Source organism: Geodermatophilus sp. SYSU D01180, assembly GCF_054050415.1.
Genome location: NZ_JBJGZH010000048.1, coordinates 1 through 19,150, shown reverse-complemented (window position 1 = coordinate 19,150; position 19,150 = coordinate 1). Strand labels below are relative to the sequence as shown.

The 19,150-nt window shown below is 72.7% G+C and carries 17 protein-coding genes; 10 read left to right on the top strand and 7 right to left on the bottom strand.

Annotated elements, in window-relative coordinates; genetic code table 11:
• Positions 1–55: 55 nt before the first annotated feature.
• From wzm to glfT1, 3 genes are read left to right on the top strand one after another with little or no spacing between them, the layout of a single operon-like run.
• Positions 56–889: a galactan export ABC transporter permease subunit Wzm/RfbD gene (gene wzm / locus ACI8AA_RS23575; RefSeq protein ID WP_457046801.1), complete on the top strand. Its 834-nt coding sequence runs from the start codon at positions 56–58 to the stop codon at positions 887–889.
• Entirely contained in the window at positions 886–1,668 is a 783-nt protein-coding gene (wzt, locus tag ACI8AA_RS23570; protein WP_457046800.1) for a galactan export ABC transporter ATP-binding subunit Wzt/RfbE, read from the top strand. Before wzm ends, wzt begins: the two co-directional genes overlap by 4 nt.
• Positions 1,665–2,573 carry a galactofuranosyltransferase GlfT1 gene (glfT1, locus tag ACI8AA_RS23565; protein WP_457046799.1) on the top strand — a complete coding sequence of 303 codons (909 nt, stop codon included), beginning with the start codon at positions 1,665–1,667 and terminating at the stop codon, positions 2,571–2,573. Before wzt ends, glfT1 begins: the two co-directional genes overlap by 4 nt.
• A gap of 89 nt (positions 2,574–2,662) precedes the next feature.
• Here glfT1 and ACI8AA_RS23560 read toward each other — a convergent pair whose 3' ends face one another.
• The gene (locus ACI8AA_RS23560) at positions 2,663–4,630 is read right to left on the bottom strand and encodes a glycosyltransferase (RefSeq protein WP_457046798.1); all 1,968 of its coding nucleotides are present in this window, start codon (positions 4,628–4,630) and stop codon (positions 2,663–2,665) included.
• A gap of 18 nt (positions 4,631–4,648) precedes the next feature.
• Positions 4,649–5,836, bottom strand: a complete 1,188-nt coding sequence (gene glf / locus ACI8AA_RS23555) for a UDP-galactopyranose mutase (protein WP_457046797.1) — start codon at positions 5,834–5,836, stop codon at positions 4,649–4,651.
• Positions 5,837–5,996: 160 nt separating this feature from the next.
• Between glf and ACI8AA_RS23550 the strand changes: the two genes are divergently transcribed.
• The 5 genes from ACI8AA_RS23550 (at position 5,997) to ACI8AA_RS23530 (ending at position 12,370) form a co-directional block, all read left to right on the top strand.
• Positions 5,997–6,926, top strand: coding sequence for a glycosyltransferase family 2 protein (locus ACI8AA_RS23550; protein WP_457046796.1), 930 nt, complete (start codon positions 5,997–5,999; stop codon positions 6,924–6,926).
• On the top strand, positions 6,923–8,020 hold the full coding sequence (locus tag ACI8AA_RS23545; protein WP_457046795.1) for a mannose-1-phosphate guanylyltransferase: 1,098 nt from the start codon (positions 6,923–6,925) through the stop codon (positions 8,018–8,020). The genes ACI8AA_RS23550 and ACI8AA_RS23545 overlap by 4 nt, the downstream gene beginning before the upstream one ends.
• 43 nt (positions 8,021–8,063) lie before the next feature.
• A complete protein-coding gene (locus ACI8AA_RS23540; protein ID WP_457046794.1) occupies positions 8,064–8,834 on the top strand; it encodes an SDR family NAD(P)-dependent oxidoreductase in 771 nt (256 codons plus the stop codon).
• A gap of 16 nt (positions 8,835–8,850) precedes the next feature.
• On the top strand, positions 8,851–9,819 hold the full coding sequence (locus tag ACI8AA_RS23535) for a DNA-3-methyladenine glycosylase family protein (protein ID WP_457046793.1): 969 nt from the start codon (positions 8,851–8,853) through the stop codon (positions 9,817–9,819).
• A gap of 703 nt (positions 9,820–10,522) precedes the next feature.
• Positions 10,523–12,370, top strand: a complete 1,848-nt coding sequence (locus tag ACI8AA_RS23530; protein WP_457046792.1) for a S8 family serine peptidase — start codon at positions 10,523–10,525, stop codon at positions 12,368–12,370.
• A gap of 790 nt (positions 12,371–13,160) precedes the next feature.
• Here ACI8AA_RS23530 and rfbA read toward each other — a convergent pair.
• Genes rfbA through cofD form a run of 4 tightly spaced genes read right to left on the bottom strand, consistent with a single transcriptional unit; the run spans position 13,161 to position 16,716 of the window.
• The gene (gene rfbA, locus ACI8AA_RS23525) at positions 13,161–14,033 is read right to left on the bottom strand and encodes a glucose-1-phosphate thymidylyltransferase RfbA (protein WP_457046791.1); all 873 of its coding nucleotides are present in this window, start codon (positions 14,031–14,033) and stop codon (positions 13,161–13,163) included.
• 26 nt (positions 14,034–14,059) lie between these two features.
• A complete protein-coding gene (locus tag ACI8AA_RS23520) occupies positions 14,060–14,674 on the bottom strand; it encodes a dTDP-4-dehydrorhamnose 3,5-epimerase family protein (RefSeq protein ID WP_457046790.1) in 615 nt (204 codons plus the stop codon).
• 31 nt (positions 14,675–14,705) lie between these two features.
• On the bottom strand, positions 14,706–15,761 hold the full coding sequence (locus ACI8AA_RS23515) for a coenzyme F420-0:L-glutamate ligase (RefSeq protein WP_457046789.1): 1,056 nt from the start codon (positions 15,759–15,761) through the stop codon (positions 14,706–14,708).
• Positions 15,754–16,716 carry a 2-phospho-L-lactate transferase gene (gene cofD / locus ACI8AA_RS23510; RefSeq protein WP_457046788.1) on the bottom strand — a complete coding sequence of 321 codons (963 nt, stop codon included), beginning with the start codon at positions 16,714–16,716 and terminating at the stop codon, positions 15,754–15,756. Before cofD ends, ACI8AA_RS23515 begins: the two co-directional genes overlap by 8 nt.
• A gap of 302 nt (positions 16,717–17,018) precedes the next feature.
• Between cofD and ACI8AA_RS23505 the strand changes: the two genes are divergently transcribed.
• Positions 17,019–17,270, top strand: a complete 252-nt coding sequence (locus ACI8AA_RS23505) for a WhiB family transcriptional regulator (protein WP_456929453.1) — start codon at positions 17,019–17,021, stop codon at positions 17,268–17,270.
• A 145-nt stretch (positions 17,271–17,415) separates the two neighbouring features.
• A complete protein-coding gene (locus tag ACI8AA_RS23500) occupies positions 17,416–18,318 on the top strand; it encodes a hypothetical protein (protein ID WP_457046787.1) in 903 nt (300 codons plus the stop codon).
• Here the strand turns inward: ACI8AA_RS23500 and ACI8AA_RS23495 are convergent.
• Positions 18,293–19,030, bottom strand: a complete 738-nt coding sequence (locus tag ACI8AA_RS23495; protein ID WP_457046786.1) for a hypothetical protein — start codon at positions 19,028–19,030, stop codon at positions 18,293–18,295. The two genes, ACI8AA_RS23500 and ACI8AA_RS23495, sit on opposite strands and share 26 nt — an antisense overlap.
• Positions 19,031–19,150: the final 120 nt, after the last annotated feature.

The following is a 19,150-nucleotide window of genomic DNA, read 5'->3' as shown; positions in this document are numbered from 1 at the left end:
GGCGGACCGGTCCGTTCCAGGGCCGGTCCGCCGCGCGCAGGTAGCGTGGATCGCCGTGGCACTCGCACAACCGGCCGGACGAACGCTCGCCGCAGCCGTCGCGGACCTCAGGCGCGGCTGGGAGCAGCGGACGCTCTGGGGGCACCTGGGCTGGCAGGACATCCGCCAGCGCTACCGCCGCTCGGTCCTCGGCCCGATCTGGATCACCATCAGCATGGCGGTCACCGCCGTCGCGCTCGGGATCCTCTACTCGGGGCTGTTCGACATCGAGCTGTCGCGGTTCCTGCCGCACGTCCTCGTCGGGTTCATCGTCTGGAACTTCATCAGCGGGTGCATCAACGAGGGCTCCGAGGTCTTCATCGCCAACGAGGGCCTGATCAAGCACCTGCCCGCGCCGCTGTCGGTGCACGTCTACCGCCTGGTGTGGCGGCAGACGCTGTTCTTCGCCCACAACATGATCGTCTACCTGGTCATGTTGCTGGTGTTCCCCCAGCCGCTGAAGTGGACGGCCGTCGCCGTCCTCCCGGCCTTCGTGCTGCTCGCCCTCAACGGCGCCTGGGTCTCCCTCGCCGTCGGCGTCATCACCGCCCGGTTCCGCGACATCCTGCCGATCACGCAGAGCGTCGTGCAGCTGGCGTTCTTCCTGACGCCGATCGTGTGGATCTACGACGAGCTGGTGAACAGCCCGAACCCCGCCATCGCCGAGCGGGCGCGGCTGGCCGAGTTCAACCCCTTCCTGCACTTCGTGGAGATCATCCGCCGACCGCTGCTGGGCCAGGACCAGGAGCTGCGGTACTGGGTGGTCGTCCTCGCCATCACGGTGGCCGGCTGGGCGTTCACGATGTACGTGATGCGCCGCTACCGGTCCCGCGTCTCCTACTGGGTGTGAGCGTGAACGACGTCAACGAGGCCGGCACGGACGGCTCGATCGGGATCACGACCAAGGACGCCTGCGTCGACTTCCCGATCTTCGACGCCAAGAGCCGGTCGCTGAAGAAGACCGTCATGGGCCTGGTCGGGGGCAACATCGACAGCGGCGCCAAGGTGCCGGTCATCGAGGCGCTGCGGGACATCACCCTCACCCTCGAGCACGGCGCCCGCGTCGGCCTGGTCGGGCACAACGGCGCGGGCAAGTCCACGCTGCTGCGGCTGCTGTCGGGCATCTACGAGCCGACCCGCGGGCACGCCGAGGTGCGCGGCCGCGTCGCGCCGGTGTTCGACCTCGGCGTCGGCATGGACCCCGAGATCTCCGGCCTCGAGAACATCATGATCCGCGGGTTGTTCCTCGGGATGAGCCGCAAGCAGATGCAGGAGCGGGTCGACGACATCGCCGACTTCACCGAGCTCGGCGACTTCCTGCACATGCCGCTGCGCACCTACTCCACCGGCATGCGGGTGCGGCTGGCCCTCGGCGTCGTCACCAGCATCGACCCGGAGATCCTGCTGCTGGATGAGGGCATCGGCGCCGTCGACGCCGCCTTTCTCGAGAAGTCCAAGCAGCGGCTGGTCGAGCTCGTCGAGCGCTCGGGCCTGCTGGTGTTCGCCTCGCACTCCGACGAGTTCCTGCGCGAGCTGTGCGACACCGCCATCTGGATGGAGCACGGCCGGATCCGGCAGCAGGGCGACCTCGACGACGTGCTGCGGGCCTACAAGGGCCTGCCCGCGTGAGCGCCGCGGTCCCGGCCGCGGGGGAGTGCGTCGTCGCCGTCGTCGTCACCCGGCACCGGCGGGAGCTGCTCGCCGGGAGCCTGGCCGCGCTGGCGTCCCAGACCCGCCGCGTCGACCACGTCCTCGTCGTCGACAACGGGCCCGACGAGTCGGCCGCCGACGTCGTCGCGGCCAGCGGGCTGCCGGCCACCCACCTGCCCAGCCGGCGCAACCTCGGCGGCGCCGGTGGCTTCGCCTACGGCATGCTGCACGCCCTCGCGATGGGCGCGGACTGGGTCTGGTGCGCCGACGACGACGGCCGCCCCGCCGACGCGACCGTGCTGGCCACCCTGCTGGACGCCGCGCAGCGGCACGGCCTGGCCGAGGTCAGCCCGCTGGTCACCGACATGGCCGACCCCGACCGGCTGGCCTTCCCGCTGCGCCGCGGGCTGCGCTGGCGGCGGCGCCGCAGCGACTTCGCCGGCCTGGACCTGCTGCCGGACTACGCCTCGCTGTTCAACGGGGCGCTGTTCCGCGCCGAGGCCCTCGACGTCGTCGGCGTCCCGGACTACCGGCTGTTCTTCCGCGGCGACGAGACCGAGATCCACCGCCGGCTGCTGCGCGCGGGCCTGCCCTTCGGCACCTGCACGCAGGCGGCCTACCTGCACCCGGAGGGGACGACGGAGTTCGCGCCCATCCTCGGCGGGCGGCTGTCGGCGCAGTACCCGGCCAACGACGTCAAGCGGTACTTCACCTACCGCAACCGCGGCTACCTCATGGCCCAGCCGGGCATGCGCTGGCTGCGCCCTTTGGAGACCGTGCGTTTCGGCTGGTTCTTCCTCGTGTCCCGCCGCGACCGCGCCGGCTGGCGGGAGTGGCTGCGGCTGACCCGCGCCGGCCGCCAGGAGCGCTTCACCCGCCCCTGACGCCCGGCCCCCACACGCGCGAAGGGCCCCGACCGGAGATCCGGTCGGGGCCCTTCGCGCGTTCACGGCCCCTGCAGCGGGGTCCTCCCTCAGACGCGGGTGTAGCCCCACTTCTCGAATGCCTCGGTCCAGCGGTCCATCGAGGTCAGCTCGCCGGCCGCGGCCTGATAACGGCGCTGCAGCTCCGGGAAGTCGGCGGACATGCGGCGCAGTAGCTGCACCGACGTCGCCACCAGCCGGCGGAAGGTCGCCGGGTCGCGGCGCCGGAAGGTGACCCCGCGGCCGTCCGCGGTGCCCACGGTCGCGCTGTCGAGCCGGGACAGCAGGAACCACTGCGCGTCCTGGAACGCGAGGTTCAGCTGCGGGGTGTCCAGGTTCTCGGGGTCCACCGGGCGGGCGTTGTGCACCAGCGCCTTGACCAGCGTCTTGCCGATCTGCAGCGGGTTGACCGGGATCCGGCGGAAGCGCACCGCCTTGGCCGTCGGCATCGAGGGCAGCGGCAGGTCCGCCGAGGAGGGCAGCACCTTGCCGTCGGCGTGGGTGGCCCGCACCTCGCGGGCGGTGACCACCGACTGCGGCATGCCGCTGAACAGCGCCTCCGGGCCGGCGAGGAAGTCGCGGTAGGCCCGGTGGTGCAGCTCGACCGTGGAGTACTGCAGGTTGATGAGGAACCGCAGGTCGGCCTTGAGCATCTCGCGGAACAGCTTGCCGCCGTGCCTGTGCGGCGAGTGCAGCGCCGCGGCGACCAGCCGGTTGCGGATGTGGAAGTACGCCTGCCAGTCGCTGGCGTCGTCCTTGTCGCCCCAGGACAGGTGCCAGATGGCGGTGCCGGGCAGCGACGCGGTCGGGAAGCCGGCGGCGAAGGCCCGCAGGCCGTACTCGGCGTCGTCCCACTTGATGAACACCGGCAGCGGCATGCCGATCTTCTCCGTGACGACGCGGGGGATGAGGCACATCCACCAGCCGTTGTAGTCGACGTCGATGCGCCGGTGCAGGTCCGCCGACTCGCGTAGCGACTTCTTCCCGAAGTCGTGGTGGTACTCGGTGTTCGGCGCGTTGGTCCAGAAGAACGTCTCGCGGTCGACGATCTCGCCCATGCTGTGCAGCACCGAGCGGTTCTGCAGCGCCAGCATCTGGCCGCCGACGAGCATCGGGCTCTTGGCGTAGGCGGCGAACGCCCGCGCCCGCAGGAGGCTGTCGGGCTCGATCATGATGTCGTCGTCGAGCAGCACCACGTGCGTGGCGTCGCTGCGGGTGAACGCCTCGTGCATGGTGCGGGCGAACCCGCCGCTGCCGCCGAGGTTGGGCTGCTCGACCACGTGCAGCCGGTCGCCCAGGGCGCCCTTCACCTCGGCGTAGCCGGCGGCGTCCTTGACGTGGTTGTTGCCCTGGTCGGCGATCGTCACCAGCGACAGGATCTCGAGCACCGCGGGGTCCTCGACCAGCGCGCGGGCCGCGGCCAGCGCGTCGACCGGGCGGTTGTAGGTGCAGATGCCGATCGCCAGGCGCGGCTCCTCGGCCGGCGCCTGCGGGGCGTACCAGCCGGCCTCGCGGACCACCGTGTCGCTCTCGGCGGTGACGTCGAACCAGTACCAGCCGCCGTCGATGAACGGCGCGAGGTCCAGCTCGAGCTCGAGGGTGCGCTCGTCGTCGCCCTCGTGCGAGACGCCGGTGACGTGCATCGACTCGCCGTCGGCCTTCGAGCGGTGGACGTCGAGGCGGCAGGTGCCGGACACGGTCACCCGCAGCACCACCGAGTCCAGCACGCTCCACCGGCGCCAGTAGCTGGCCGGGAAGGCGTTGAAGTAGGTGGCGAAGGAGACCTCGGCGCCGGCGACGATGGTGCCGGAGTGGCGCCCGTCCTGCCGGACGCGCACCGGGGAGTTCTCCTCGTCGAGGTAGAGGCTGCGGACCTTCAGCGGGTCGGCCGGGCGCGGCATGAGGACCCGCTGGACCAGCGTGACGGCCTTGTCCGGGGTGAGCTCGGTGTCCGCCGGCTCGCTGACGGTGTCCGGCTTGACCGGCGCGTCAGCCACCTGGGATGCGGTCGTCGTCATGGGGGATCAGTCCTCGGCTCAGTCGTCGAGGCGGCCGTCGAGCGAGCCGCCCTCGTCGAAGAAGGGGCGGATGCGGTTGTCGAACATGCTCAGTGCCGAGCCGATCGCCATGTGCATGTCCAGGTACTTGTAGGTGCCCAGCCGGCCGCCGAAGAGCACACGCTTCTCCGCGGCCTCGTTCTTGGCCAGCTCGCGGTAGCGCTCGAGCTTGGCGCGGTCCTCGGGCGTGTTGATCGGGTAGTACGGCTCGTCGCCGGTCTCGGCGAAGCGCGAGTACTCGCGGACGACGACGGTCTTGTCGGCCGGGTAGTCCCGCTCGGGGTGGAAGTGCCGGAACTCGTGGATCCGGGTGAAGGGCACGTCCTCGTCGGCGTAGTTCATGACCGAGGTGCCCTGGAAGTCGCCGATCGGCAGGACCTCGGTCTCGAAGTCCAGCGTGCGCCAGCCCAGCTCACCGGCCTCGTAGCCGAAGTACTTGTCGATCGGGCCGGTGAAGACGGTCGGCACGTCGGCCGGCAGCTCGTCCCGCACGTCGAAGTAGTCCGTGGACAGCCGCACCTCGATGTTCGGGTGGTCGGCCATCTTCTGCAGCCACGCGGTGTAGCCGTCCTTCGGCAGGCCCTCGTACGTGTCGTTGAAGTACCGGTTGTCGAAGGTGTAGCGCACGGGGAGGCGGGCGATGACCGCGGCGGGCAGCTCGGTGGGGTCGGTCTGCCACTGCTTCTTGGTGTAGCCGCGGATGAACGCCTCGTAGAGGGGGCGGCCGATCAGGGAGACGGCCTTCTCCTCGAGGTTCTGCGCGTCGGCGGTGTCGATCTCACCGGCCTGCTCGGCCACCAGCGCGCGGGCCTCGGAGGGGGAGTAGCTGCGCTCGAAGTACTGGCAGATCGTGGCCAGGTTGATCGGCAGCGAGTAGGTCTTCCCCTGGTAGATGGAGTAGACCTTGTGCTGGTACTTCGTGAACTCGGTGAACTGGTTGACGTACCGCCAGACCCGCTCGTTGGAGGTGTGGAACAGGTGGGCGCCGTAGACGTGCACCTCGATGCCCGTCTCGGGCTCGGGTGCGGAGTAGGCGTTCCCACCGATGTGGTCGCGTCGGTCGAGGACGAGCACGCGCTTGTCCAGCTGGCTGGCCACCCGCTCCGCGACGGTCAGCCCGAAGAACCCGGAACCGACGACGACGAGGTCAGGTCTCGCTGAGGTCACGCCTCGCGACTGTACCGGCGGGGCTTCCCGGGCTCAGGGCTTCCACGGGGCACTGGCGGCATTTCGTGACGGGCCCGTCCCCCACGTCCCATGGGCCACACCCAGCCCGTGCGCCCCCGGGCCACCGGCCGGTCCCGAGGCTGACTCATAGAGTCAGCCCGTGCTCGGCTCCTCTGACGTCGCTCCGCTACGTGTGGTGGCGGTGACGTACTCACCCGGCGAGGCACTCGAGGGCTTCGTGTCCTCGCTGGCCGAGGCGACGACCCGGCCCGTCGAGGTGATGCTCGCCGACAACGGGTCCACCGACGGCGTCCCGGAGCGGGTGGCCGCCGAGCACCCGCACGTGCGGCTGCTGCACACCGGCGGGAACGTCGGCTACGGCGCGGCGGTCAACGCCGGCCTGGCCGGGGCCGCGGGCCGGTACGCGCTGGTGGCCAACCCCGACGTCCGCTTCGAGCCCAGGTCGGTCGACGAGCTGCTCGCCGTCGCCGCCCGCTGGCCGCGCGCGGCCACCGTCGGCCCGGCCATCCGCACCCCCGAGGGCGAGCTCTACCCGTCGGCCCGGGAGCTGCCACGGTTGTCCACCGGCGCCGGGCACGCGCTGGTGGGCTGGGCGTGGCCGGGCAACCCGTGGACCGCGCGCTACCGCCGCGAGCGCGAGGCGCCGCGCGAGCGCACCGCCGGCTGGCTGTCGGGCTCCTGCTTCCTCGTCGACCTCGAGGCGTTCCGGGCGGTCGGCGGCTTCGACCCCGGCTACTTCATGTACTTCGAGGACGTCGACCTCGGCGAGCGGCTCGGGCGCGCCGGGTACCTGCACGTCTACGCGCCGAGCGCCGTCGTCGTCCACGAGGGCGGGCACGCCACCCGCCGCGAGCCGCACCGCATGCAGCGGGTGCACCACACCAGCGCGCTGCGCTACCTGTCCGGCCAGTACCCCGGCCCCCGCAACGCCCCGCTGCGGGCCGCGCTCCGGGCCGGCCTCGGCGGCCGGATGCTCCTGTCCTACGTCAGCGGGCGGGTGGCCGCCGGGGCCCGCTTCCAGCGCCGCGCCGACGACGTCGGCCGGGCCCGTCGGGGAGGCACGGCATGAGGCACGCGGTGATCATGGCCGGGGGCTCCGGCACGCGGCTGTGGCCGCTGTCCCGCTCCGCGCGGCCCAAGCAGCTGCTCGACGTCCTCCAGGACGGGGACGGCGGCGCGCACAGCCTGCTGGCCGAGGCCTTCACCCGGCTGGAGGCGGTGCTGCCGGCCGAGCGGATCTGGGTGTGCACCGCGGCCCGCTACGGCGACCAGGTGCGGGCCGCCCTGCCGCGGCTGCGGCCGGACCGGCTGGTGCTCGAGCCGGTCGCCCGCGACACCGCCAACGCCGTCGGGCTGGCCGCCGCCCTGGTCGCCGAGGCCGACCCCGACGCCGAGCTCGCCGTCGTCAGCGCCGACCACGTCATCCGCCCGGTCGAGCGGTTCGCCGCCACGCTGACCACCGCCTTCGACGCCCTGACCGCGCGGCCGCGGGCGCTGGTCACCCTCGGCATCACCCCGACCGCCCCGGCCACCGGCTTCGGCTACGTCCGCCGCGGCGCGCCCACCGAGGTGCCCGGGGTCGCGGAGGCCGCCGCGTTCAAGGAGAAGCCCGACCGCGCCACCGCCGAGGCCTACCTGGCGTCGGGGGAGTACCTGTGGAACTCCGGCATGTTCGTCTGGCGGGCCCGCACCGTGCTCGACGCGCTGGCCGACCACCTGCCGGCGTCCGCGGAGGGCCTGGCCCGCATCGTGGCCGCGCCGGCGGGGGCCGGGCGCGACGCCGTCCTCGCCGAGGTGTTCCCGACGCTGCCGAAGACCAGCGTCGACTACGCCGTCCTCGAGCCCGCGGCCACCGAGCCCGGCCGGGTGCTGGTCGCCGACCTCGACGTCGAGTGGCTCGACGTCGGCTCGTGGCCGGCGCTGGCGCAGACGCTGGCCGCCGCCGACGGCAACGCCGTGGGCGGGCTCGCGGTGACCCTCGACAGCGCGGGCAACATCGTGTTCAGCGACGACCCGGAGCACCTCGTGGCGCTGGTCGGGATCCGCGACAGCGTCGTCGTGGCCACCGCCGACGTCACGATGGTCTGCGCCGTGTCCGACGCCGAGCGGGTCAAGCAACTGCTGGCGGCGGTGGAGGAACGGCATGGCCGCCGGTTCAGTTAGGCCCTCGCCGGGTGCGGTCGCCGGGCGTGGTGTGATGCCGGTCATGAAGAACTTCGACGTCGCAGCTGTCGTGTCCGGTGGGGCCTCCGGCCTCGGGGAGGCCACCTCCCGTGCGCTCGCCGCGCGCGGCGCCGCGGTGACCGTCCTCGACCTCAACGAGGAGCGCGGGAAGGCGCTGGCCGACGAGCTCGGCGGGCACACGACCTTCGTCCGCACCGACGTCACCGACGAGTCCCAGGTGGCCGCCGCGATCGAGGACGCCACCGGCAAGGACCGGCCCCTGCGCGTCGCGATCAACTGCGCCGGCATCGGCTGGGCGCAGCGCACGGTCGGCAAGGGCAACACCCCGCACGACCTCGACCCGTTCCTCCGCACCGTGATGGTCAACCTGGTCGGCACCTTCAACGTGCTGCGCCTGGCCGCCGCCGCCATGGCCGCCACCGAGCCGGAGGAGGACGGCGAGCGCGGCGTCGTCGTCAACACCGCCTCGATCGCCGCCTTCGACGGCCAGATCGGCCAGCTCGCCTACAGCGCCTCCAAGGGCGGCATCGTCGGCATGACGCTGCCGGCGGCGCGCGACCTGTCCAGCGTCGGCGTGCGGGTGTGCACCATCGCCCCCGGCCTGGTCGACACCCCGCTGCTCGGCGGCCTGCCCGAGGAGGCCCGCACCGCGCTGGCCAACGGCATCCCGTTCCCCAAGCGGCTGGGCCGCCCCGACGACTTCGCCCAGCTGGCGCTCGCCATCGTCGAGCACGGCTACCTCAACGGCGAGGTCATCCGGATGGACGGCGCGCTGCGCATGGCCCCCCGCTGACCCTCCGGAGACCCGTGTGACCGCTGCACTGCCGGCCCCGACCCCGCCGGCACCCGCACCTCCCGCCGTCCTCGCCGGCGCCGACTTCACCGACTGCTGGCGGCCGGACTGGCGCTTCGACCTGGAGGCGGTGCTGCGCCCGCACCAGCGCAGCGCCGGGGACCCCGCGATGCAGTGGGACGGGGACGCCGTCTGGCGGACGACGACCACCCCGTGCGGGCCGGCCACGGTGCGCGTCACCTACCGCGGCGGCGAGGTGCGGGTGCAGGCGTGGGGCCCGGGCGCGGAGTGGGCCGGCACGGCGGTGCCCGGCTGGCTCGGCGCGTTCGACGACTGCGCGGGCTTCGACCCGGACTGCCACCCGCTGGTCCGCGAGATCGCCCGGCGCACGCCCGACCTGCGGCTGGGCCGCACCGGCCGCACGTGGGACGCGCTGGTCCCGGCGGTGCTGGAGCAGAAGGTCACCGTCGTCGAGGCGCACCGGGTGTGGCGGGCGCTGCTGCGGCTGGCCGGCGACCCCGCGCCCGGGCCCGCCCCCGAGGGCATGCGGGTGCTGCCCTCGCCGCGGCGGCTGCGGGAGGTCACCGACTGGGAGTGGCACCGCTGCGGCCTCGACGGCGCCCGCCGGCGGGCGCTGCTGCACGTGGCGTCGGTCGCGCACGCCCTCGAGCCGGACGACGGCTGCGACTCGCCGACCCTGCAGCACAAGCTGCGCACGGTGCCGGGCATCGGCGTGTGGACCGCGGCCGAGGTCGTCCAGCGCACCCACGGCTGCCCCGACACCGTCAGCTACGGCGACTACCACCTGAAGAACCTGGTCGGCTGGTCGCTGACCGGCCGCAAGACCGACGACGACGGGATGATGGAGCTGCTCGAGCCCTGGCGTGGGCACCGGCAGCGGGTGGTGCGGCTGCTGCACGTCGGCGGGAGCATGCCGCCCCGCCGCGGCCCGCGGATGGCGCCGACCAACTACCGCCGGATCTAGGACACCCGAGTTCCGCGGCGGATGACTGGGCGATCTGCGCTTGGCTGTACGAGTGGTGGATCTACATGGGGTCGGTGACAGGGAGCAGGTCCGCCTTCCCGACTTGCGCAGCCCGACGGCGTCGAGCCCGCCACTGAGTCAAGAATGCGACCTGTACCAATTGACAGAGGTCGGCTATGTCCCCTCCCTGCCGGCCGTCACCGGGGCTGGTCTACCCAGCGTCGCTGTCTAGGTCGGTGGTGGTTCGGTGAGCGAATCACCGCACCACCATCCGGCAGGCAGTACCCCCTGTTCTTTTCTGTTGATTCCTACCCGATGTGGGGAGTCGCCTTAGTAATCCGCTCGCATCTGCCGAATCCCTTGCCGACCAGCCACCGGTTCTCGGCGACAGGGATACCAGATCGTGAACTCGAGGTCTCGAGGACGCACCCACTGCGCGCTCATGGGCATCACCCACACAGAGGGGATGCTCGTCCTCGGCACTCGCAGGCGGACCGGCTGGAGGCGAACGGTTCTGGTCACCGCCCCGACAGTTGCTGTGCTTGCCGCCGTTCTTCCGGCTCTGCCGGCGTCCGCCGCTCCAGGCGCCGGGGACGTGGAATCAGCTGACGTCGTTCCTGCGACGCCCGGAGGCGACCTACCTAGAGTCGAACCCCAGACGTCGTCGAGTTCAGCGGCCGAGTTGCAGTCGGTCTCGGCCATCGTGATCAATGACGACGACCTGCGGGTCATCACGCGTGAGGCCGAGCCAGACGCTCTCGTGGAGGTCGCCGCCGAGCTGGCTGCACAGCCGGGGGTCGTAGACGTCAGCGTCGACACATCCGTTGCGATCGCGGGGGAGGTCGACGTCTACCGCGGCGAGCAGTGGAGTCTGGATGCCTTGGGATACGACCGGCTGCCTGCCGACGCTCCAGACGGTTCAGGACAGATCGTCGCCGTCCTGGACACCGGCATCGATGCGGCGCATGAGGACCTCGCTGGTGTGGTGCGTTGTGACCTCGGGGCAGACTTCGCCACCGACGCCGGGCTCTACCCTCAAAGCAGGGGATGTGTCGACCCGCACGGCCACGGTACTCATGTCGCCGGACAGATCTCCGCGATCAGCAACAACGGCATCGGCATCACTGGGGCCAGTGCCGCACAGCTCATGCCTGTCCGCGTGCTGGCGACTGACGGCCGAGGTACTTCAGCCACGGTGACCAACGGGATCATCTGGGCGGTCGACCACGGCGCGGATGTCATCAACCTGAGCCTCTCGGGTCCGTACAACTCCCAGTTCGATACCGCGGTGAAGTACGCCATCGACCGCAACGTTGTAGTCGTGGCGGCGGCAGGAAACAATCGCATGGAAGGCAACGCCGTCGGCTACCCAGCGGCCTTGCCTGGCGTCATCGCGGTCGCCGCCACCAACGACTTGGGCGTTTCTGCTGAATTCTCGTATTCCGGTCCAACCAATGTCATTGCCGCCCCTGGCTGGTCGGTTGTGTCTACTGACAAGACCTACGGCTACGCATATCGATCAGGAACGTCAATGGCTTCTCCGCATGTTGCTGCCGTGCTTTCCCGCTACTTGGATGTCCACCCTGGTTCAACTGTCATGTCGGTGCACACGGCTGTGCGGAACACCGCCATCGACATCGAGGCGCCTGGATTCGACAGCAACACCGGTTACGGGCTGCTCGGCGCCTATCAACTGATCGCCGGGCATCGAACAGCACTGCCAACCGTCCCAGCCGCGCCCCACATCACTGCCGTTACGCCGGGCAACGCCTCAATCGCCGTGCGGTGGACCGTTCCTGTCGACGACGGCGGCGCCCCGATCACCGGCTACACCGTCACGAGCACTCCCGGCGGACGGCGTTGCACGACCACGGAAGCCATCCAGTGCACGGTGACCGGTCTGGTCAACGGCATCACCTACACGTTCACCGTCGCTGCGACCAACGCCATCGGTACCGGTCCGGCCTCCGCGCCCAGCGCAGTAGTTGCACCGATTGCACCGGTCGTGACGGACTACGTGAGGTACCCGTGGTCGCCGACGATCTACGCGGTCACGTACGCGGGTCCTAGCGAGACTTCCTGGCAGTGGGAGCGGCTGACTTACGAGCGGTGGGTAGCCCTCGGCAGCCCCGTCCCGCGGAACACCGGGTGGATCGCCGGCTCGTACTACTACAAGTGGGGCACCTCGAGTGAGTTGTTCGTCGAGGGCCCGGACGGGGTCAACCACAAACTGACCTACGCCGAGTGGCAGGCGTCAGGGTTCCGGTCCTTCGTCGACTGGGGAAACTACGGCTTCCTGAAGTTGTCCTGGGCGTCGGATATCACTCGGATGCCAAATCTGGCCACTGGCTACGGCTACGCCATCGGCTACCCGGAATGGAGCGAGGAGTCCTTCCCCACCCCCCAGGTCGTGCAGCGCGTCACCGGCGACCACTTCTACCAGTGGTATGGCAACCCCACGATCTACTACCAGGGCCCGGCCTTCCACCGGCCAATCACCTACTCGGAGTGGGTCGCCGCCGGGCGGCCCGTCCCAGAGGTGCGGCGCTGACTGGCTAGACGGGCGACCGGACCACTCTGAGATCGGGCTGGCCCCTGCCTGTCGCCTGAGACCGGTCAGCTGAGCAGATCCAGGGGCGGGCAGAGGACCATCCCTTGCACAGAGGGTCGTTGGACTGTGGCCCCATCGCTGGTCCTCAGCCGGTTGAACCGTTTACGGCAGGACTGGGCACCCGCGTCGGTGACGGTCCTCGCCAGGCAGGGATGTCGCAGTGGGCGGGGACGATGTCACGGTCACATCCCCTCGGTGTCGGCGACGCCGTACGCGGCGACTCAAGCCGTTGCCCGTCGTGAGAAGCCGGCGCGGGTCACCTTCCCGTCGACGGCCACTGCGGCGTAGGTGGGTGAGGGCGGTCTTCGAGAGCGCGCGCAGGCGGTCATGGCCGACACGTCGGCCTGCCAGATGCTCGCTGCGACAGGGACCGCGCGTTGGACCCATCTGCGGTCGTGCGCGCGCCAGTCCGTTGGGCTGTGCGCTTCATGGACAAGCACCATGCCGCGGTGCGTAGCGGCTCGCTGCAGCGCACCAGGTCGCCGCTGGGCCGGTCCAACTAGGCCAGCTACGAAATGTCGGAGGCGATCAGGATGCAGTCAACCTTCGTGGACGCCGCCCCAGGATCTCAGTGAGGCAGCTGGTCCCTGCCTCCGGTTTCGGCACAGGGCCACGATTGCCGCCGTCGTCCCGGTGCGCCGTCTGGTCGGCGAGAAGTGCGGGCGTAGGAGTGATCAAGCCATCGGGAAGGTCCTCGGCGGGGTGTCAACGAGGTCCGCATTCACTGCCTCTACGGGCGCGGGTCGTCCAGGAGACTGAGCAGGTAATCACCGTAGCCGCTCTTGGCCAGCGGCTCGGCGGCGCGGCGCAGGCCGTCGTCGTCGAGCCAGCCCTGCCGCCAGGCGACCTCCTCAATGCAACCGATCTTGAGGCCCTGCCGCTCCTCGACGACCGAGACGAACTCCGTCGCCTGACGCAACGAGGCGAAGGTCCCGGTGTCCAGCCAGGCGGTGCCGCGGTCGAGGACGGTGACGGTCAGCCGGCCCTGCCGCAGGTAGTGCTCGTTGACCGCGGTGATCTCGAGCTCGCCGCGGGCACTGGGCCGGATGCCGCGGGCCACCTCGACCACCGACGACTCGTAGAAGTACAGCCCCGGCACGGCGTAGGAGCTCTTCGGCGTGGCCGGCTTCTCCTCGATCGAGAGGACCTTCCCGCCGCCGTCGAACTCCACGACGCCGTAGTCCTGCGGGTTGGCCACGTGGTAGGCGAACACGTGCCCGCCGTCGGGGGCGGGCAGCCGTCCCAGCGCCGTCCCGAGGCCCGCGCCGTAGAAGATGTTGTCGCCCAGGACCAGCGCCACGGCCTCGTCACCGACGAAACCGGCGCCGATGAGGAAGGCCTGCGCCAGACCCTCGGGCTTCTCCTGCACGGCGTACTCGATCCGCATCCCGAGCCGGCTGCCGTCGCCGAGCAGCGCCCGGAACGCGGCCTGGTCGCCCGGAGTGGTGATCACCAGCACCTCGCGGACGCCGGCCATCATCAGCGTCGAGAGCGGGTAGTACACCATCGGCTTGTCGTACACCGGCATGAGCTGCTTGCTCACCGCCTGCGTGATCGGGAAGAGTCGGCTGCCGGTACCACCGGCCAGGATGATGCCGCGCATGCTCGGGACGTTACCGATGGTGTCGGTCAGCTCGCCGCCTGGTCACCGCGCAGCTGGGCGTATCGGGCGCTGCACTGTTCCATGGTCGGGAGTATTCCTCGGTCCCGGGCCTCCTCCAGAGTGGGTGCCGCCTCGTCCTTGGCCGACAGGGAGAAGTCGAGGTCGCTAGGCCAGGGCAGGTCCAGCGCCGGATCCAGGGGATGGATGCCGAACTCGCGCCCGGGGGAGTACCCCGTCGAGACGAGATACGTGACGGAACTGTGGTCTACCAGGGACACGAAGGCGTGCCCGAGTCCCTCGGACAGGTAGACCGCTCGAGGCTGCTCGCTATCGAGCACCACGGCGTCGTGGGCCCCGAAGGTCGGCGAGCCAACCCGGATGTCGACGATGACGTCGAGGACCCGACCGGCGAGGCAGTAGACGTACTTGGCCTGTCCTGGCGGCACGAGGGCGAAGTGGACACCTCGTAGGACGCCTCGGGTGGACACGCTGTGGTTGGCCTGAGCGAGCGTCAATCCGAAGCCGGTCGCCGAGGCGAGCACGCCCGCGCGATACCACTCGGTGAAGCGGCCGCGGGGGTCCCCGTGGGGAACGAGGTCGATGCGGTAACTGTCCGGTACGGCGAGCTCGCGGATCTCCACCAGGCGACCGTAACGAAACCGGCCTTCTCGCTCAGGTCCGCACGGAGCCCAGCCACAACCTCCCGACGAGTGAGGACCCGCCCGGGGTGCCGACCGGCTCCCAGCGGGTGGCCCAGCCCTCGGCGTGCAGCTGGACGAGCACGGCCCCGATCAGCGCGCCCAGGTTCAGCGCGGCGGTGACCGTGGCGCGCTCGGGGAGGTGGACGTCGACCACGCCGTCGCCCTCGCCGCCGTGCCGCAGCACCACCGGGAACTCCGGCAGCGCGGCGCTGGCCACCCGGAACGCCTCGGCCACCGCCTCGCGGTCGCCGTCGCGGGGCACGAGGTCGGGAGCCGGCTGCCGGCTGGCCACGAGGTCGCGGCTGCCGTAGGGGAACAGGTCGCCGGGGCCCAACCGCACCAGCGGGCGGGTGCCGGCGTCCTCGGCCGGCACCTCGAACGGCAGCCCCCGGACGACGGCGACCGGCACGCCGGCGAGCTTGCCCTTGACCAGGTCCGCGGCCGCGGCGACCTCGTCGACGAGCGCCATCTGGGTGGTCTCCAGCCGGTTGCCGTGCGCGTCGACGGCGCCGCGGTGGTCGGTCAGCGCCGCGATGCCCGCCGAGCCGACGGCGACGTCGGTCAGCCCCTCCCGCCAGGTGCGGCCGAAGGTGTCGCTGACCACCACCGCCACCTCGACGCCGAGCAGCTCGCGCAGCCGGTCGCGCAGCCCGCGGGCGGAGGCGTCGGCGTCGGCGGGGAGCAGCACGAGCGAGTCGCCGGGCACGTTCGAGGCGTCGATGCCGGCGGCGGCGACCACCCAGCCGTGCCGCGTCTCGACGATCTTCAGCGGCCCGCGCCGGGCGACGACGCGCACGGTCTCCTCGTCGATCGCCCGCTGCCGCACCGCCTCGCGGTCGGCGCCCGGCGGCACCGGCACCACCCGGCCCTCCACCTTGGACACCACCTTGGAGGTCACGACGACGACGTCGCCGTCGGCCAGCCACGGCGCGGCGCCGGCGACCGCCCCCGCCAGGTCGTCGCCGGCGGCGAACTCCGGCAACCCCGGGACGGGCAGGACCCGCAGGCCCCCGGCCGGTTCAGCCATCGACGGTGACGCCCGCGGCGTCCAGTGCGGCCCGGGCCATCGCGGCCGTGGCCTCCGGCGAGCTCATGAGCAGCGGCACCGCGCGCACGTCGACGCCGGGCACCTCGGCGCGGTCGCCGGTGTGCACCAGCCAGGCGTCGAGCAGGCCGCCGTCGGACCGCGCGCCGTAGTGCCGCCCGACGCCCTGCGCGCTGACCTCGACGCCGAGCACCGGCAGGCAGCGGTCGGCCATGCCGCGCACCACGTCGCCGCCGACGACCGGGGAGATCCCGACGACCCGACCGGGGGTGGCGCGCAGCGCGTCGCGCAGCCCGGGCACGCCGAGGATCGTGCCGATCGACACCACCGGGTTCGACGGCGCCAGCACGACGGCGTCGGCGCGGGCCAGCGCCTCGACGACGCCCGGCGCCGGGCGGGCCTGCTCCGCGCCGACCTGCACGAAGGCGTGCGGCTCCGGTTCGGCGCGGTGGCGCACCCACCACTCCTGGAAGTGGATCGCGCTGCGCCGCCCGCTGCCGGGGTCGTCGACGACGACGTGCGTCTCGACCCGCTGGTCGCTCATCGGCAGCACGGTGACCCCCGGCCGCCAGCGGTCGGCGAGCGCGGCGGTGACGTCGGAGAGCGGGTAGCCGGCGTCGAGCATCCGGGTGCGGACCAGGTGGGTGGCCAGGTCGCGGTCGCCCAGGCCGAACCAGGTGGGCTCGGCGCCGTAGGCGGCCAGCTCCTCCTTGACCGTCCAGGACTCGCCGGCCCGGCCCCAGCCGCGCTCGGGGTCGATGCCCCCGCCGAGGGTGTAGACGACGGTGTCGAGGTCCGGGCAGATCCGCAGCCCGTGCATCGTCACGTCGTCGCCGGTGTTGACCACCGCGGTGACCGACGAGGGCGGTGCCACCTCCCGCAGGCCGGTCAGGAAGCGGGCCCCGCCGACGCCTCCGGCGAGCACGACGATCTCCACGAAAGTCATCGTGCCCCATCGGCAGTTGTCCACTGTTCGACGGGCGTGTCGGATACGTGGACGAGAAGTGACGAACGGCGTGTGACGGGTGTGGCCCGTGTGGTCAACCGCTTACACCGGGCGAAGTTGACGCTCGGGCAACGACACGCGTGTAATTCCCGCGGTGTGCGGCGCGGAGCAACCGCGTCCGGGACGAGAGCGAGAGGGGACGCATCGTCATGGCAGAGGTCTCGTGGCTGAGTGACTACATCGGCGGGTCGGAGCGGGGCTCCCGCGGCAGCGGGCCGGCCGACCCGGGCCTGATGGGGCTGCTCGGCATGGGCCTGTCCGACGACGTCCAGTCCTGGCAGGAGCGGGCGCTGTGCGCCGAGACCGACCCGGAGGCGTTCTTCCCCGAGAAGGGCGGCTCCACGCGCGAGGCGAAGAAGATCTGCACCGGCTGCGAGGTCAAGGCCGAGTGCCTGGAGTACGCGCTCGCCAACGACGAGCGGTTCGGCATCTGGGGCGGGCTCTCCGAGCGGGAGCGCCGCCGCCTGCGCCGCCGCGCCATCTAGCCGACGACGTCCCGGGGACGGACGGGACCGCCCAGCACACCGGCGTGCGACGTCCCCTCCACCTCTCCCGCAGCCCCCGACGGCAGCCACCGTCGGGGGCTGCCTGCGTCCCGGGGCCCGGACGGCGGTGTGGTCGGATGACCCGGTGACCGGCGCGGGCAGGGACACCCGGACGGCGCTGGGCCGGGCCCGCGTGGTCCGCGAGGTCCGGGCCGCCGTCCCGCTCGCCCGGGACCTCGCCGCACCGCTGACCGCCGCCGCGCCCTGGCTGACCACCGTGCTGTCGGTGCAGTCGGCGCACCCCCGGCCACGGCTGCTGCCCGCCGCGGTCGTCGTCGAGCCACGCTGGTCGGGCCGGCCCGACGCGCTGGCCCTGCTCGCCCTGGCCACCGCCGGCCCGGTGGTCACCGCGACCCTGCTCGGCGACGGCCTCCCGGTCCCCGGCGGCCGCCCGCCGGCGCGGCTGCTGGCCCGCGACGACGACGCCGCCGAGCGCCTGGCCGCGGGCGTGCTGGGCCTGCTCACCGGGCTGCGCCGGCCCTGGCGGCTGCGGCTGGCCGGGCTGCCCCTCGGCGACCCGACGGTCCGGGCACTGGCCCGGCTGCGCCCCGACGCCCGGGTCGCCACCTCCCGCAGCACGCTGCTCGTCGACGGCCTGGACGACGTCGCGGCCGGCCGGGTCGTCCGCAGCCGCGACCCCCGCGACCTCGACCGCGCGCTGCCCGCCCTGCTCGCGGCCGCGCCCGACGCGCGGGCCCGCGACCTGGTCCGCGCGGCCGCCCGGCTGCACGCCGCCCTCGGCCGGGTCGAGGTCGCCACGGTCACCGACGGCGGGCGGCTGCGCGCCGGGCTGCTCACGCTGGTCGACGGCGCGGACCGGCTGCCGTGGTGGGGCCGCTCCGAGATCGGCGGGCTGGGCACCGTCCGGGGCGCGCCGCTGGTCGGCGTCGCGCTGTCCGGCCGCGGCCGGGTGCTGCGGCCGGTGCTGGACCGGGCGGTCCGGCTGGTCCCGGCGCTGCCGGTCAGCCGGCGACGCGGATCCGGCTGAGCGCCGGGTCGGGCAGCGCCTCGGCCCGCTCGGTGCCGAGGAACAGCGTCCCGTCCGCCGGGGCCTCGCCGCCGTCGAGCCCGCCGGCCGGGGCGACGGTGACGCTCAGGTCGTAGACCCGGCCGGTGTACGCCGGCGGCGTGGCCGTGGGCCGGGTGTAGGTGGGGAAGCGGCCGGCCAGCCGCAGCGCGTCGCCGTCGCGGGTCACGGTCAGCGCCGGGGTGGGCAGGTCGGCGTACTCGGTGAGCACCGGGGTGCACCCGGCCGCCTCCGGGTCCCCGGGCGCGGTGGTGCCCAGGCAGTTCCAGGTCGGCAGCAGCACGTGGGCCAGCGCCGTCCCGTCGGTCCCGACGCTCACCGTCACCGACGGGTAGCCCACCGTGACGCCGACCGCGCGCCGCTCCAGCACCAGCCCGCCCAGGGCCAGCCGGGCGGCGACGCCGTCGTCGCCGAGGGGTACCGACCGCGCGGCGAGCAGCCCCGCGCCGCGCTCGCCGGGCAGCGGGTCGGCGGGGACGGGCGGCAGCTCGGGCCGCGCCGTCGTGGGGGAGGCCGACGGCGTGGACGGCCCGGGGGCGGCCGCCGGCGGCGCACCGCCGGCCACCGGCTCCCCGGGGTCGGTGCCGAGCGCGACGCCCGCGAGGACGGCGACCAGCGCCAGGGCCGCGGCGGCCAGCACGGCCACGGTGCGGGCGGACGGATCCGGTCCCACCGGCGCCACCGGCGCGGGGGGGGGGGGGGGGGGGGGGGGGGGGGGGGGGGGGGGGGGGGGGGGGGGGGGGGGGGGGGGGGGGGGGGGGGGGGGGGGGCGGGGGGCGGGGGGGGGGGCGGG